Consider the following 14684-nt stretch of genomic DNA (forward strand, 5'->3'; position numbering starts at 1 on the left):
GCAGGCTGGCCGCATGCCGTCAGCGTCGTTCCCCCGCCGCAGCGCCCGCACCCAGGGCTTCACCCTGGGCGCGCCGCGGACCTTCACCGCCGGTGCCTCCGTGCTCTTCCTGCGCTCAGCGGGCGGCACCGATCGCAGCAACGCCCTGTGGGCCCTCGACACCAAGACCGGCCAGGAGCGGATGCTCGCCGACCCGGGCGCGCTCCGCACCGACGACGAGGTCTCGCCCGAGGAGCAGGCCCGCCGGGAACGAGCCCGGGAGCGGGCCCTGGGCATCACCGGTTACGCCACCGATCGCGACGGGCACCTCGCCGCCTTCACCATCTCGGGGCGGCTGTTCGTGGTCGACGTCGCGACCGGTGACGCCCGCGAACTGCCGGCGCAGCAGCCGGTGGCCGACCCCAGGCCCGACCCCGACGGGAACCGGGTGGCCTACCTCTCCGGCGGCCAGCTGCGGGTGATCGATGTGGACGGTTCCGACGACCGGGCCCTGGCCGAACCGGACGGCGCCGACATCACCTGGGGCGCGGCGGAGTTCATCGCCGCCGAGGAAATGGACCGCCACCGCGGTTACTGGTGGTCCCCGGACGGTTCGCGGCTGCTGGCGGCCCGCGTGGACGAATCCCCGGTGCAGCACCTGTACATCGCCGACCCGTCCGCCCCGCTGAGCAAGCCGACGGCCATGCGCTACCCGGCCGCCGGCACCGCCAACGCGGACGTGTCCCTGGCCGTCTTCGACCTCGACGGCAACCGGGTGGACGTCGACTGGGACCGCCAGGCCTTCCCGTACCTCGTCACCGCGCACTGGTCCCGGCACGGCCGGCCGCTGATCGCGGTGGAAACCCGCGACCAGCGCACCCAACTCGTCCTGGCCTTCGACCCGGCCACCGGCCGGACCACCGAGGTACACCGCGACACAGACCCGCACTGGGTGGAGATCAAACCCGGCTGGCCCGCCTGGACCCCGAACGGCGACCTGGTGCGCATCAGCGCGGACGACGGCGCGTACCGGCTGGTCGTCGGCGACCATCCCTGGACCGCCGCGCCCCTGCAGGTGCGGGCCGTCCTCGACATCGGCGACGAGGACATCCTGATCTCCGCCTCGGAGCAGGACCCGACTCAGCTGCACCTCTACCGCGTCACCGCCGACGGTGCCCGGCGGGTCACCGACCGGCCCGGTGTCCACATCGGAACCCGCTCCGGTGATGTGCTGGTCGTCGCCACGTCCACGCTGGACGAACCCCGCACCCGGGTCCGCGTGCAACGCGGTGAGCAGGAAATCGCCGAGATCGGCAACCAGGCCGACGACCCCGAGATGAAGCTCAACGTCGAACTGCTCAGCCTCGGCGAACGCGAGCTGTGCAGCGCCCTGCTGCTGCCGGGCGGCTACGACCCGGCCGACGGCCCGCTCCCGGTACTGCTGGACCCCTACGGCGGCCCGCACGCGCAACGCGTGCTCTCCCGCCAGCAGGGCTACCTGACGTCGCAGTGGTTCGCCGACCAGGGCTTCGCGGTGCTGGTCACCGACGGCCGCGGAACGGGCGGGCGAGGCCCCGAATGGGACCGAGCCGTCGCCGGCGACCTGGCAGGCCCGCCGCTGCAGGACCAGGTCGACGCCCTGCACGCGGCCGCCGAAGCGCACCCCGAACTCGACCTCGGCCGGGTCGCCATCCGCGGCTGGTCCTTCGGCGGCTACCTCGCCGCGCTGGCCGTGCTGCGCCGCCCGGACGTCTTCCACGCCGCGGTCGTTGGTGCCGGGGTGGTCGACTGGCGGCTGTACGACACCCACTACACCGAGCGCTACCTGGGCGACCCCAACGAGGTCCCCGACGTCTACCTGAAGAACTCGCTGCTCGCGGACGCCGGAAACCTGCAACGCCCGATGCTGATCGTGCACGGCACCGTGGACGACAACGTCGTCCTGGCCCACGCGCTGCGGCTGTCCGCCGCGCTGACCGCGTGGGCCCGCCCGCACAACGTGCTCCCGCTACCGGGCGTCAGCCACCTGCCGACCGAGGAGACCACCACCGAGAACCTCCTGCTGCTGCAGGTGGACTTCCTGCGCAAGTCGCTGGCGCGCTGACGCCGGGCGTCTACGAACTCGTTTTGCGCCCGACTCATGAATGCCGATTCGACGGCGGACGCTCAGCGCTGCTGCGGCAGGACGGCCACCAGCTCGAAGCCACCGTCCTCCGACGGCCCGGCGGCCAGCCACCCACCTGCCATCTGCACCCGCTCCGCCAGGCCGGCCAGCCCGGAACCGCCGCCGCCGACCTCGACGGCCGGTCCCTGCCGGTCGGGGGCGCCATTGGTGACGGCGACGTGCAGCGAGCCCTCACGGAACACCAGCCGCACTTTGATGCCGGCACCGGGAGCGTGCTTGGAAGCGTTCGTCAACGCCTCCTGGACCACCCGGTAAGCCGCGCGCTCCACCGCGGGCGGCACCGCGTGCGGGTCACCGATCTCGGAGGAAAGCTCCACATCTACACCGGCGGCGCGCGCCCGCGTGACCAGCTCCGGGATCGTGCGCAACCCGGCCTGCTGCCCGGGCGTGCCGAGCCCCAACGTCGCGCGCATCTCGTCCAGCGCCTGCTTCGCCAGCCCGCGCAGCCGCCCGGCGGTGTCCTGCGCACCGGGGTCCTCGGTGGTGGCCGCTAACACCGCCGACTCGACCGCGATCAAGGTCACGTGATGCCCCACCGCGTCGTGGATCTCCCGCGCGATCCGGGCCCGCTCCTCCGCGCGCGCCGTCTCGGCCTTCGCCTGCAGCTCCGCCTCGGTGGCCGCCTCCAGCTTCCGCAGGCTGTCGGCCAGCTGCTCCCGCAACGCCACCAGCGCCCCCAACGCCGTCGGCGCGCCCGCGGCCAGCAGCACGAATGCCACGGTCAGGATGATCGACCCGACCCCCAGCGATTGCGTGATCATCACCGGTGCCACGGCGACCGCCGCGGTCAGCAACACCCAGCCGGCCAACATCCGGATCCGCGGCTGCGCGCGCCCCAACGCGTACAACGCCACGACCGTCGGCGCCCAACCCAAACCACCGGCCAACGCCGGCATGCACAGCAGCACCGCGATTCGCGGCCACCGCCGCAACGGCAACAGCGCCGAAGCCACCAAACCGGACACCGTCGCATAGCTGAACGGGTCGGGCGCGGCCAGCACGGCGGCCGCCGGAATCCCGACGACCAGCGCCTCGACGCCAAGCCTGGACCAGCGCACCGACCTCACCGGAAGCCGCCCGCCACGCGCTGCGCGATCAACGCGGCCTGCACCCGGTTCTGCGCGCCGAGCTTGCTCAACACCGTCGACACGTAGCTCTTGACCGTCGCCTCGGTCAGCCCGAGCCGGACCCCGATGTCGGCGTTGGACCGACCATCCGCCAGCAACTGGAGCACCTGCCGCTCCCGCCCGGACAACCCCTGCACCAGCTGCGTCTCGTGCGTGTTGCCGGACAGGCTGCGGAACCTCGGCAACAATCGCGCGGTGATCCGCGGATCCAGCACCGCCCCACCGGCCGCCAGATCGTGCACCGCCCGGACCAGCACCGCGGGCTCCGCGTCCTTGAGCAGGAACCCTTGCGCCCCGAACCGCAAGGCATCGGCCACGTAGTCGTCCAGGTCGAACGTCGTCAACACCGCCGACGCCGGCGGATTCGCCAGCGTCGCCAAGTCCCGCAACGCCGTCAACCCGTCCTTGCCGGGCATCTGCACGTCGATGAGGGCGACGTCGATGCGGTACGTGCGCACCGCGGCCAGCAACTCGTCCCCGTTGCCCGCCTCCGCGACCACCCTGATCGAACCGTCGCCCTCCAACAACACCCGCAGGCCACGCCGCAGCATCGCCTCGTCATCGGCAAGCACAACGCGGATCGGCCCCCCGCCGTCCTCAGCCCGCACCTCGCGGCCACCTCCCCTGTTCCTAGGGTCGCCAGCAGATTAGCGGGGCCGCGAAACCGCAGCGCACATGCACCCGTGAGTGTTTTTGGGTGCTATAGCACCCAAAAACACTCACGGACTCAGCGGCGCCCGCCCTTGGCCTTCCGCTCCCGCACCCGCACCGAGATCCGCACCGGGCTACCCACGAACCCGAACGTCTCCCGGAACTTGCGCTCCAGGAACCGCCGGTACCCGGCCTCCAGGAACCCGGTGGTGAACAGCACGATCGTCGGCGGCCGCGACTGAGCCTGCGTGGCGAACAGGATCTTCGGCTGCTTGCCGCCCCGCACCGGCGGCGGGTTGGCCGCGACCAGCTCGGAAAGCCAACCGTTCAACCGGCCGGTGGAGATCCGGGTGTCCCACGAATCCAGCGCCGTGCGCAGCGTCGGGGCCAGCTTCGCCACCGCGCGACCGGTCTTCGCCGACACGTTGACCCGCTCGGCCCACCGCACCCGCACCAGCTCGCGGTCGATCTCCTTCTCCAACTGGTGGCGGCGGTCCTCGTCGACCAGGTCCCACTTGTTATAGGCGATCACCAACGCCCGGCCGGCCTCCACGACCATGGTGATCACCCGCAGGTCCTGCTCGCTCAACGGCTCAGAACCGTCGATGAGCACGATCGCCACCTCGGCCGCCTCGATCGCGGCCTTGGTGCGCAGCGACGCGTAGTACTCGGTGCCGCTGGCGGTCTTCACGCGCTTGCGCAGCCCGGCGGTGTCGACGAACCGCCACACCTCGCCGTCCAGCTCCACCAGCGAGTCCACCGGGTCCACCGTGGTGCCCGCGACGTCGTGCACCACCGACCGCTCTTCCCCGGTCAGCTTGTTGAGCAGGCTCGACTTGCCCACGTTCGGCTTGCCGACCAACGCCACCCGCCGCGGTCCACCGGTCGCGCCGAAGATCTCGCGCGGCGTCTCCGGGAACGCCTCCAGCACGGCGTCCAGCAGGTCACCGGAGCCACTCCCGTGCAGCGCGCTGACCGGCATCGGCTCGCCCAGACCCAGCGACCACAGCGAATGCACGTCCGAGACGAGGCGCTGGTCGTCGACCTTGTTCGCGGCCAGCAGCACTGGGCGCTTGGACCGGCGCAGCACCCTGGCCACGGCCTCTTCGGTCTCGGTGGCACCGACCCGCGCGTCCACCACCAGCAGCACCGCGTCGGCGGTGTGGATGGCCAGCTCCGCCTGCGCGGCCACCGACGCCTGCAGCCCCTTCGCGTCCGGCTCCCAGCCACCGGTGTCGACCACCGTGAAGCGACGCCCGTTCCACAACGCGTCGTAGGCCACCCGGTCCCGGGTGACACCAGGGGTGTCCTGCACGACGGCTTCCCGACGGCCCAGCAGCCGGTTCACCAGCGTCGACTTGCCCACGTTGGGACGGCCGACCACGGCCAGCACCGGCTGCGGCTTCGTCGGCTCCTCGCCCTCGACCGCTTCGACCTCGTCGAACTCAGCCCACTCGGCCTCGTCGGACCACGTGCCGTCCATGCCTTCCACCGACTCGTCGGTCACGCTCGTTTCCCTCTCGAATAGTCTTGGCTCTGGTTCGCGACCAGCCGATCCAACTCGGCGATCAGCTCGACCAGTTCGGTGCGCACCGCCTCGGTCGCAACGACCAGCCCGGTGCGGCCCTTGCCTGCTGGCAGCGCGATCGGTTCCCCGAACAACACGTGAATCCTGGGTAGCAGCCTACGGCCCGAGCCGTCCGGGCGGCGCGTGCCCCGGCAGGCCACCGGCAGGATCCGCGCCTCCGACGCCCGCGCCAGCCATGCCGCCCCGTGCTGCGCGTTTGTCACATCACCCTCGCCCCGGGTGCCCTCCGGGAACACCCCGACGAGACCACCGGCCCGCAGCACCCGCACCGCCGCCAGCAGCGGGGTGCGGTCCGGCTCGCCGCGGCGCACCCCGATCTGCCCGATGCGGCGCAGGAACCAGCCCAGCGCACCGCGGAACATCTCCTGCTTGATCAGGAAGACCGCGTTGCGCGGGATCATTCCAAACAGCAGCGGCCCGTCCATCATCGAACTGTGGTTGGCCACCAGCACCACCGGGCCGGTGCGCGGGATCCGCTCCGCGCCGTGGATCCGCACCCGGTACGGCAGCCGCACGATCCGCCGCGAAATCCACTGGCCGAACCGGTGCATTCCACCGGACGCTCCCTCGGGCAGGGTCTCGTCGCTCATGGCGTCGTCCGCTCCGCCGCGACCAGCAGGCCACGGCTCTCCACATGCTTGTGCAACTGCGCGAGCACCTCCACCACACCCAGGTCCGTGGTGTCGAGCTCCACCGCGTCGTCGGCCTTGCGCAGCGGCGCCACCTTCCGCCCGGAGTCCAGCGCATCCCGGCGCTGCACGTCGGCGTGGGTCCGGTCCAGGTCACCGGCCCGCCCCTCGGAGACGTCCTGGGCGGTGCGGCGCTGCGCGCGGGCGTGCGCGGATGCCGTCAGGTAGACCTTCAAGCCCGCATCCGGCGACACCACGGTGCCGATGTCACGCCCCTCGACGACCATGCCGCCCGGCGACACCAGCGCCTCGCCGATCAGCTTCCGCTGGTGGGCGACCAACTGCTCCCGCACCTCGGCGACCGCCGACACCGCCGACACCGCGCCGGTCACCTCCGGCCCGCGGATCTCCCGCCCCACGTCCGAGCCGTCCAGGAAGATCTGGGGGCCCTCCGGATCGGTGCCCACCGTCAGCCGCGCCGCGCGCACCACACCTGCCACCGCGGCCGGATCCGACGGGTCGGCATCGGCGCGCAGCACCGCCAGCGTCGCGGCGCGGTACATCGCGCCGGTGTCGAGGTAGGTAGCCCCCAACGCGGACGCCAACTTGCGGGACACCGTCGACTTGCCGGTGCCCGAAGGGCCGTCGAGCGCCACCACACCGCGGAGCCTGGCGTGTGCCACGTGCATGTCCTTCCCGAGCCGGAACCGATCGGCCCGACACCCGGCCGGACCAACCGTCAATTCTGCCTGGTCCGCCCCTGCGGATCCCAATCGCATCCAGATCCATCCGGACTGGGGACAAATGCGAAGGATCTACGAATAAGGTCTTGGGCGTGGATGTAACTGTGACCCCCTTGCCGGGGCTCGGCACGCAGCAGGACTTCACCACCCGATCCGGCCACCGCATCGGCGTGATCACCTACCGGGACGGCCGGTTCGAGCTGATCGTCTCCGACCACGAGGACCCGGACAAGGTGGCCGCATCGGTCGCCCTGACCACCGCCGAGACCAGCACGCTGGCCAACCTGCTGGGTGCCCCGCAGCTGGTCGCCCAGCTCAACGAGCAGCAGAGCGAGGTCGCCGGGATCACCACCTGGCAGCTGTCCGTCGCCCCGGGCTCCCCCTACGCCGGCCGGACCCTCGGCGACACGGAGATGCGCACCCGCACCTCCGTGTCGATCGTCGCGGTCGTCCGGGACGGCACCGCACACCCCTCACCCCGGCCGGACTTCCAGTTCGCCGCCGGCGACCTGGTGGTGGTCGTGGGCACCGCGAAGGGGCTGCGCGCAGCCAGCGAAATCTTGGAAAAGGGCTGATCCAGCCCGTCCCGAACACTTTCCCGGCCACCTGACCGGGACACGCGTCACCAACGGCGGTCCAGCGCGTGCCGATCCCCTGACAACTCCATACGCAGGGCACACGCGAGAGGAAACACGGTGCACGACACGGCGATCTCCCTAATAGAACTGGGTGCGGTTTTCTTCGGTCTGGGCATCCTCGGGAGACTCGCATGGAAAATCGGGGTGTCACCGATCCCGCTATACCTGATCGGCGGGCTGGCCTTCGGCACCGGCGGCCTGATCACCCTGCACGGCATCGAACCGTTCACCCACCTCGCCTCCGAGATCGGCGTGGTCCTGCTGCTGTTACTGCTGGGCCTGGAGTACTCCGCGGGTGAACTCGTCACCGGCTTACGCCGCTCCTGGCTGGCCGGTGTCATCGACATCGTGCTGAACGCCGTACCCGGTGCGCTGGTGGCCCTGCTGCTGGGTTGGGGTCCGCTCGGCGCGTTCACCATGGCCGGCGTCACCTACATCTCCTCCTCCGGCATCGTCGCGAAGGTGCTCGGAGACCTGGGCCGGCTCGGCAACCGGGAAACGCCGGTGATTCTGTCGATCCTGGTCTTCGAGGACCTGGCGATGGCCGTCTACCTGCCGATCCTGACCGCCGTGCTGGCCGGGGTCAGCTTCCTCGGCGGCCTGACCGCGGTCGGGGTGTCGCTGGTCGTGATCACCCTGGTGCTGGTGGTCGCGCTGCGCTTCGGCAAGTACGTGTCCGCGCTGGTCGACAGCCCCGACCCGGAGGTCTTCCTGCTGCGCCTGCTGGGCGCGGCGCTGCTCGTCGCGGGGATCGCCTCGGAGCTGCAGGTCTCGGCGGCGGTCGGCTCGTTCCTGCTGGGCATCGCGATCTCCGGGTCGACCGCGGCGAACGCGACCCGCATGCTGGAGCCGCTGCGCGACCTGTTCGCCGCGCTGTTCTTCGTCGTGTTCGGCCTCAACACCGACCCGAGCCAGATCCCGCCGGTGCTGCCGGTGGCGCTGCTGCTGGCGGTGGCGACCTGCGTGACGAAGGTGCTCACCGGCTGGTTCGCCGCCCGGATGCAGGGCGTCGGCCGGATGGGTCGGCTGCGGGCCGGTGCCGCGCTGGTGGCGCGCGGCGAGTTCTCCATCGTGATCGCCGGGCTGGCCGTCGCCTCCGGCGCGGTGCCGGGTGAGCTCGCCGCCCTCGCCACCGCCTACGTGCTGCTGATGGCGATCCTCGGCCCGGTCGCGGCCCGCGTCGTCGAGCCGGTGGCCCGGATGTTCCTCCCCAGCCAGGCGAAGAAGGCCTGACCGGAAAAAGCCTCCGGCCGATCCGAGCGGACCGGCCGGAGGCTCTCCCGTCTTGCCGACGGATCCGCGAGCAGCCTCAGAGCCTGTTGGTGAATGGTCTGGGTGGGTGGTCGCTTAGCGGAACCTGAGAGGTTCCCTGGACTGCGGGTGCCCTCCTGATGTATGTCCAATACGCGGCGGAGGGGCCGTCCTCGCCAGAAAACCTCTCAGAACCCGCGGTCGTCTTGGCATGGTGAATGCAAGCGGCTGCGCCGCTTCCAAAGGCGCGGACGGCATTCGCCGACAGGCTCTCAGAGACCCACCGCGCGGTAGAGCGAGCCGATCTCCTGGCCGTTCAACGGCCGGATCGCGCCCGGGCGCTCGCTGGTCAGCCGCACATCGCCGATCCGCGTCCGCACCAGGCGCTGCACCGGGTAGCCGACGTGCTTGAGCAGCCGCCGCACAATGCGGTTGCGGCCCTCGTGCAGCACGATCTCCACCAGCGACCGGTTCTGGTTCATGTCGACCAGCTTGAACCGGTCCACCTTCACCAGACCGTCCTCCAGCTCCACGCCCTTGCGCAGCTGCTGCCCGAGGTCCTTCGGGACCGACCCCAGCACCTCCGCCAGGTACGTCTTGCGCACCTTGTACGACGGGTGCATCAGCCGGTTCGCCAGCTCGCCGTCGTTGGTGATCAGCAGCAGGCCCTCGGTGTCCTGGTCCAGCCGGCCCACGTGGAACAGCTTGCCCTGCCGTTCCCGCAGGTAGTCACCGATGCACGGACGCCCCTTATCGTCCGACATGGTGCACAGGATGCCGCGCGGCTTGTTCAGCAGCAGGTGCGTCAGATCGTCGTTGACCATCACCCGGTTGCCGTCCACGTGGACCACCGCGGTCGCCGGGTCGACCCGGCGCCCCAGCTCGGTGACGACCTCGCCGTCGACCTCGATCCGCCCCTCGACGATCATCTCCTCGGCCGCGCGCCGCGAGGCCACCCCGGCCTGGGACAACACTTTCTGCAGCCGCACGCCTTCCGGGTCGGCAGTGCTGCTGGACGGGGAACGGTGCTCAGACGTCATCAATCGAATCCACTTCGGGCAACAAGGGGGCGAGCGGCGGCAACTCCTTCAACGACGACAGCCCCAGCCGCTCCAGGAACAGCTCGGTCGTGCAGTACAGGATGCCGCCCGTCTCCGGGTCGGTTCCGGCCTCTTCGATAAGGCCGCGCCCCACCAGGGTACGGATGACGCCGTCGACGTTCACACCCCGTACTGCCGCGACCCGCGAACGCGTCACCGGCTGCCGGTAGGAGATCACCGCGAGGGTCTCCAGCGCGGCACGCGTCAGCTTCGAACGCTGCCCGTCCAGCAGGTACCGCTCCACGTACGGCGCGTACTTCTCCCGCGTGTAGAACCGCCAGCCGTCCCCGACCCGCCGCAGGTCAATGCCCCGCTCCGCCTCGGCGTAACCAGCCGAGAGCCGCTGCAGCGCGGACCGCATCCGGGCCACCGGCTGCTCCAGCGTGTCGGCCAGCAGCTCCTCGCCCGCCGGCACGTCGACCACGAGCAGCAACGCCTCCAGTGCGGCATCCAGCGCCGCATCGGAGGTCAGGTCCGGCGCACTCGGCGTCTCCACCGCCTCGGAGTCACCAGCGGCCTGCGACGGCTCCTGCGGCTCAGCGGGCGGCGGGGTCGGCGACTCCTCCGCCGCGGCCTGCGGATCACTCACCCGTACTGCTTCCTCTGCTCTCGATCAATTTTGATCGAATCGGATATTTCGCTCTCCGCGCAGACACACACCTGACGCTGGAGTCCTGGTCCGGCAGTCTGGACCGAGGCGATCATTGTGCCAAGGCAACGCGCCTGCTCGACAAGCTGCGTAAATTTGCCTGGATTGAGTCCGGCAGAGTACGCGATCCGCGTCACTTTCACCCGTACTCCTCTTCTTCCTGGCTGGCGCGTTGCACCTCGGCTTCGACCTGCGCCTGCGCCACGCTGCCGCCCACCCAGCTCACGACCAGCTCGCCCAGCGGGGTCTCCTGCTCGAACAGCAAGACCTTCTCCCGGTAGAGCTCGAGCAGCGCCAGGAACCGCGCCACCACCTCGACGGTGTGCCCGCAGTCCGACACCAGCTCCGAGAACGTCGCGCTGCCCTTCGCCGCCAACCACACCCGCAGCAGCGCCGCGTGCTCGCGCACCGAAACGCCGTGCTGGTGGATGTGGTCCAGCGAAACGGTCGGCGGCGGCTTAGGCCGGAACACCGCGGCCGCGATCTCGGCGAACCGCTGCGGCGAAACCCCGATCACCACTTCCGGCAGCAGGTTCGCGAACCGCTCCTCCACCGACACCGAACGCGGATAGCGCCGCAACGCCCCGGCTTCCAGCTCGCCGAACAGCGCGGCCACCTGCTTGTACGCGCGGTACTGCAGCAACCGCGCGAAGAGCAGGTCGCGGGCCTCCAGCAACGCCAGGTCCGCCTCGTCCTCGACCTCCGCGGCCGGCAGCAGCCGGGCCGCCTTCAGATCTAACAGCGTCGCGGCGACCACCAGGAACTCGGTGGTCTCGTTCAGGTCCCACCGCTCGCCAAGCGCCTTGGTGTAGGCGATGAACTCGTCGGTGACCTTGTGCAGCGCGACTTCGGTAACGTCCAGCTGGTGCTGCGAGATCAGCTGCAGCAGCAGGTCGAAGGGGCCCTCGAAGTTCTCCAGCCGCACCGTGAACCGGCCGCCTGCGCCGGGGTCCTCGCTCGACTGCTCCGCCGGTACCGCGGGGTCTTTCACTCGGCGGGCTCCTGCAGGCGCCGCACCAGCACCGAGTCCGCGCCGTTCTTGTCGAGGTCGGCGAGCACCACGGCGACCGCTTCGCGCACCACGCGGCCCCGGTCCACGGCGATGCCGTGGTCGGCCCGCAACGCCAGCCGCGCCTGCTCCAAGCCCAGCAACTCCTCGTCGGACACGTACACGGTGATCTTCGAATCGTGCTTGCGCCGTCCCGAGCCGGACCGGCCCGCCGCGGGCTGTGCCGCGGGTGCAACCTGCTCCGTCGCCGGCGCATTCGCGTGATCCGTCCGGGGAACAGTAGTACGGAACAGTTCGGCCGCTCCTGGCAGGGCGACCCGACGCGTCATCGGGCGATCACCTCGCGCGCCAGCGCCCGGTACGCCTCGGCGCCGGCCGAGCGGGGCGCCCAGCGGGTGATCGGCTCGCCGGCCACCGTGGTCTCCGGGAACCGCACCGTCCGGTTGATCACCGCATCGAAGACGATGTCGCCGAACGCCTCGACGACGCGCGCCATCACCTCGCGCGAGTGCAGCGTGCGCGGGTCGAACATGGTCGCCAGGATGCCGCTGATCTCCAGCTTCGGGTTCAGCCGCTCCCGCACCTTCTCGATGGTGTCGATCAGCAGCGCCACCCCGCGCAGGCTGAAGAACTCGCACTCCAACGGGATTATCACGCCGTCCGCGGCAGCCAACGCGTTCACCGTCAGCAGCCCCAGCGACGGCTGGCAGTCCACCAGCACGTAGTCGTACTCCGCCAGCGCCGGCTGCAGCACCCGGTGCAGCGTCTGCTCCCGGCCCACTTCCGCGACCAGCTGCACCTCGGCCGCGGACAGGTCTATGTTGCTGGGCAGCAGGTCCATGCCCTCGACGGTGGTCTGCCGCACCACGTCCTGGATGGCGACCGGCCGTTCCATGATCACGTTGTAGATGGTCTGGTCGAGCTGGTGCGGCTGGACCCCGAGGCCGACCGAGAGCGCGCCCTGCGGATCGAAATCCACCAGCAGCACCCGGCGCCCGTACTCCGCCAGCGCTGCGCCGAGGTTGATCGTCGACGTGGTCTTCCCGACGCCGCCCTTCTGGTTGCACATCGCGAGCACCGCTGCGGGACCGTGCCGGTCCAGCAGCGGCGGCTCGGGGATGTGCCGACGTGGCCGGCCAGTGGGACCGAGGCCGCGCGAGTCCGGCGCGAGGCCGACCTCCTCGCGGCCCGTCGTCTCCGGGGCGATGCTCAGGTCGACCGCGCCCCGGGGCCGCCCTTCGGCGGCGGGCTGCGGCAACGACATGGCGATCTGACTCCTTCTGGTGCCCGTGGCGATCAAACGCAGCCTAAGTGGCATTCGTTACCAGCGGCAACGCGCCTCGCCGTGGTGTCGGAAGTTCCCTGTGATCTGCGTGTGATCAACGTCTACCGCGTGCACCACCCGCTCGCATTCGCAGTGTCACCAAGTCACTCCGTAGCGTGTGCGCGGGGGTGCGAAGTCGCGTAGACCTCCCGCAGCGTGCTCACCGTGATCAGGGTGTAGACCTGGGTCGTCGTGACCGAGGCGTGGCCCAGTAGTTCCTGCACCACGCGGACGTCCGCGCCGCCCTCCACGAGATGCGTGGCGAACGAATGCCTAAGCACGTGCGGCGAAACCGAGACGTTGATGCCGGCGCGCTGCGCGGCGGTCTTCAACGCGTTCCACGCGCTCTGCCGGGAAAGCCGGGTGCCGCGCGAATTCAGGAACACCGCGGCACTACCGCGCCCGCGCGCGGCCAGGCCAGGCCTAGCCCGCACCAGGTACGCGTCCAGCGCCGCCAGCGCCGGTCGGCCGATGGGCACCAGCCGTTGGCGGCCGCCCTTCCCGTCCAGCAGCACGGTCCGGTTGGTGCCGTCGATGTCGTCGAGGTCCAACCCGACCGCTTCGGAGATCCGCGCTCCCGTCGAATACAGCACCTCCAGCAGTGCCCGGTCCCGCAGGCCCCGGGCATCCTCGCCCCCGGCGTGATCGAGCAGCTTCCCGACGTCGCCGATGGAAAGCGCCTTCGGCAGTCGCTTCGGCGGGCTCGGCGGCGCGACATCGCGCGCGACGTCGACCGGCAGCAGCCCCTCGGCGTGCCCGAAGCGGTGCAGGCCGCGGGCAGCCACCAGGGCTCGGGCCGACGACGACGGCGCCAGCGCAGGCCGCTGCTCGGTGCCTTCCCGGAGCTCCGCCAGGAACCCGGACAGGTGCTCCGAACGTACCTCGCCGAGCCCGGAAATCCCCGCCCCGACCAGGAATTCGGCATACCGGCGCAGGTCCCTGGCATAGGAGTCGAGGGTGTTGCGGGCGGTGCCGCGCTCGACGGCGAGGTGGTCGAGGTACCCGGTGATCGCCCCGCGCAGGTCCGGCGGCAGCTCCTCGAAACCCCTCACCGGGCGGCGAAGCGCTGGGGCCGGTCCAGCCATTCGGCATCCGCCGGGCGAGGCTCCACCCGTCCCTCGCGGACCGCGTGGGCGGCGAGCAGCCCCGCCACCCCGGGGCCGTTGACGATCTCCCCGGCCAGCGCCATCCGCACCGCGTCGACGAGCGGGAAGCGCCGGATCACCAGGTCCGCCTCCTCGTCCCCGACCGCCGCCGGACGGTCCACATCGGACAATACGGTGCCCAGGAACACCCGCACGCATTCGTCGGTGAAACCGGGCGAAGTGGCCACGTCGACCAGCACCGACCAGTCCCGGGCGACGATCCCGGCCTCCTCCGCGAGCTCCCGCTGCGCGGTGCGCACCGGCTCCTCCCCCGCCACGTCCAGCAGCCCGGCCGGCAGCTCCCAGAGCCGCCGGCCGACCGGATACCGGTACTGGTGGACGAGCACCACCTGGTCGTCCTCGTCGAGGGCCACCACCGCGACCGCGCCGAGGTGCTCGACGACCTCGCGGCGCGCGTGCCCGCCGCCGGGCATCCCGACCTCGTCGGCCCGCAACGCGAGGATCTTGCCCACGTAGACGTCCTCGCTGGCCAGGGTGGTGAATTCGTGCTCGCCGTTGGTGCGAGCGACGCCGTTGTCCGTCGTGTCCACGCCGCCCACCCTAGACGAGTAAGTCCAAATTCCTGCGGGCATGAGGCGAGGGCGTCCATGATCCGCAGCGAAGGACGCCGTGCGTGTTTTTGGGTGCTATGGCACCCAAAAACGC

The 14684-nt window shown here is 70.8% G+C and carries 15 protein-coding genes; 3 read left to right on the forward strand and 12 right to left on the reverse strand.

The window, feature by feature from the left end; genetic code table 11:
* Positions 1-13: 13 nt before the first annotated feature.
* Positions 14-2083 (forward strand): prolyl oligopeptidase family serine peptidase, encoded by a 2070-nt coding sequence (locus tag FDZ84_RS01195; RefSeq protein ID WP_168584330.1) that lies wholly within the window; start codon positions 14-16, stop codon positions 2081-2083.
* 62 nt (positions 2084-2145) lie between these two features.
* Here the strand turns inward: FDZ84_RS01195 and FDZ84_RS01200 are convergent, their stop codons facing one another.
* From FDZ84_RS01200 to cmk, 5 genes are all read right to left on the reverse strand, one after another.
* A complete protein-coding gene (locus FDZ84_RS01200; protein ID WP_246868721.1) occupies positions 2146-3222 on the reverse strand; it encodes a sensor histidine kinase in 1077 nt (358 codons plus the stop codon).
* Between the two features lie 5 nt (positions 3223-3227).
* Positions 3228-3899, reverse strand: a complete 672-nt coding sequence (locus tag FDZ84_RS01205; RefSeq protein WP_168584332.1) for a response regulator transcription factor — start codon at positions 3897-3899, stop codon at positions 3228-3230.
* Between the two features lie 119 nt (positions 3900-4018).
* Entirely contained in the window at positions 4019-5449 is a 1431-nt protein-coding gene (gene der, locus FDZ84_RS01210; RefSeq protein ID WP_256413644.1) for a ribosome biogenesis GTPase Der, read from the reverse strand.
* Positions 5446-6120, reverse strand: coding sequence for a 1-acyl-sn-glycerol-3-phosphate acyltransferase (locus FDZ84_RS01215; RefSeq protein WP_168584333.1), 675 nt, complete (start codon positions 6118-6120; stop codon positions 5446-5448). Before FDZ84_RS01215 ends, der begins: the two co-directional genes overlap by 4 nt.
* Positions 6117-6848, reverse strand: coding sequence for a (d)CMP kinase (cmk, locus tag FDZ84_RS01220; protein WP_168584334.1), 732 nt, complete (start codon positions 6846-6848; stop codon positions 6117-6119). Before cmk ends, FDZ84_RS01215 begins: the two co-directional genes overlap by 4 nt.
* A 146-nt stretch (positions 6849-6994) precedes the next feature.
* Here cmk and FDZ84_RS01225 point away from each other — a divergent pair, with 146 nt between their 5' ends.
* Together FDZ84_RS01225 and FDZ84_RS01230 are read left to right on the forward strand one after the other, a co-directional pair.
* Positions 6995-7477 carry a cation:proton antiporter regulatory subunit gene (locus tag FDZ84_RS01225; protein WP_168584335.1) on the forward strand — a complete coding sequence of 161 codons (483 nt, stop codon included), beginning with the start codon at positions 6995-6997 and terminating at the stop codon, positions 7475-7477.
* A gap of 120 nt (positions 7478-7597) precedes the next feature.
* On the forward strand, positions 7598-8773 hold the full coding sequence (locus tag FDZ84_RS01230) for a cation:proton antiporter (protein ID WP_168584336.1): 1176 nt from the start codon (positions 7598-7600) through the stop codon (positions 8771-8773).
* A gap of 290 nt (positions 8774-9063) precedes the next feature.
* Here the strand turns inward: FDZ84_RS01230 and FDZ84_RS01235 are convergent, their stop codons facing one another.
* The 7 genes from FDZ84_RS01235 to FDZ84_RS01265 form a co-directional block, all read right to left on the reverse strand.
* A complete protein-coding gene (locus tag FDZ84_RS01235) occupies positions 9064-9831 on the reverse strand; it encodes a pseudouridine synthase (RefSeq protein WP_168584337.1) in 768 nt (255 codons plus the stop codon).
* The gene (gene scpB / locus FDZ84_RS01240; RefSeq protein ID WP_168584338.1) at positions 9821-10480 is read right to left on the reverse strand and encodes an SMC-Scp complex subunit ScpB; all 660 of its coding nucleotides are present in this window, start codon (positions 10478-10480) and stop codon (positions 9821-9823) included. The genes FDZ84_RS01235 and scpB overlap by 11 nt, the downstream gene beginning before the upstream one ends.
* Positions 10481-10679: 199 nt before the next feature.
* Complete coding sequence (locus FDZ84_RS01245; RefSeq protein WP_168584339.1) at positions 10680-11531, reverse strand: ScpA family protein; 852 nt, start codon at positions 11529-11531, stop codon at positions 10680-10682.
* Positions 11528-11878 carry a hypothetical protein gene (locus tag FDZ84_RS01250; RefSeq protein ID WP_168584340.1) on the reverse strand — a complete coding sequence of 117 codons (351 nt, stop codon included), beginning with the start codon at positions 11876-11878 and terminating at the stop codon, positions 11528-11530. The genes FDZ84_RS01245 and FDZ84_RS01250 overlap by 4 nt, the downstream gene beginning before the upstream one ends.
* Complete coding sequence (locus FDZ84_RS01255) at positions 11875-12813, reverse strand: ParA family protein (protein ID WP_168584341.1); 939 nt, start codon at positions 12811-12813, stop codon at positions 11875-11877. The genes FDZ84_RS01250 and FDZ84_RS01255 overlap by 4 nt, the downstream gene beginning before the upstream one ends.
* A gap of 164 nt (positions 12814-12977) precedes the next feature.
* Positions 12978-13958 (reverse strand): site-specific tyrosine recombinase XerD, encoded by a 981-nt coding sequence (gene xerD, locus FDZ84_RS01260; RefSeq protein ID WP_246868722.1) that lies wholly within the window; start codon positions 13956-13958, stop codon positions 12978-12980.
* Entirely contained in the window at positions 13922-14578 is a 657-nt protein-coding gene (locus FDZ84_RS01265) for an NUDIX domain-containing protein (RefSeq protein WP_168589714.1), read from the reverse strand. The genes xerD and FDZ84_RS01265 overlap by 37 nt, the downstream gene beginning before the upstream one ends.
* Positions 14579-14684: the final 106 nt, after the last annotated feature.

Source organism: Saccharopolyspora sp. ASAGF58 (genome assembly GCF_012277335.1).
GTDB lineage: Bacteria > Actinomycetota > Actinomycetes > Mycobacteriales > Pseudonocardiaceae > Saccharopolyspora > Saccharopolyspora hattusasensis.

Bases quoted from the DNA above. Each gene is read 5' to 3' on its own strand.
- FDZ84_RS01195 (WP_168584330.1), top strand. From the start codon at position 14: ATGCCGTCAGCGTCGTTCCCCCGCCGCAGCGCCCGCACCCAGGGCTTC.
- FDZ84_RS01215 (WP_168584333.1), bottom strand. From the start codon at position 6,120: ATGAGCGACGAGACCCTGCCCGAGGGAGCGTCCGGTGGAATGCACCGG.
- cmk (WP_168584334.1), bottom strand. From the start codon at position 6,848: ATGCACGTGGCACACGCCAGGCTCCGCGGTGTGGTGGCGCTCGACGGC.
- FDZ84_RS01235 (WP_168584337.1), bottom strand. From the start codon at position 9,831: ATGACGTCTGAGCACCGTTCCCCGTCCAGCAGCACTGCCGACCCGGAA.
- FDZ84_RS01250 (WP_168584340.1), bottom strand. From the start codon at position 11,878: ATGACGCGTCGGGTCGCCCTGCCAGGAGCGGCCGAACTGTTCCGTACT.
- FDZ84_RS01255 (WP_168584341.1), bottom strand. From the start codon at position 12,813: ATGTCGTTGCCGCAGCCCGCCGCCGAAGGGCGGCCCCGGGGCGCGGTC.
- xerD (WP_246868722.1), bottom strand. From the start codon at position 13,958: ATGGCTGGACCGGCCCCAGCGCTTCGCCGCCCGGTGAGGGGTTTCGAG.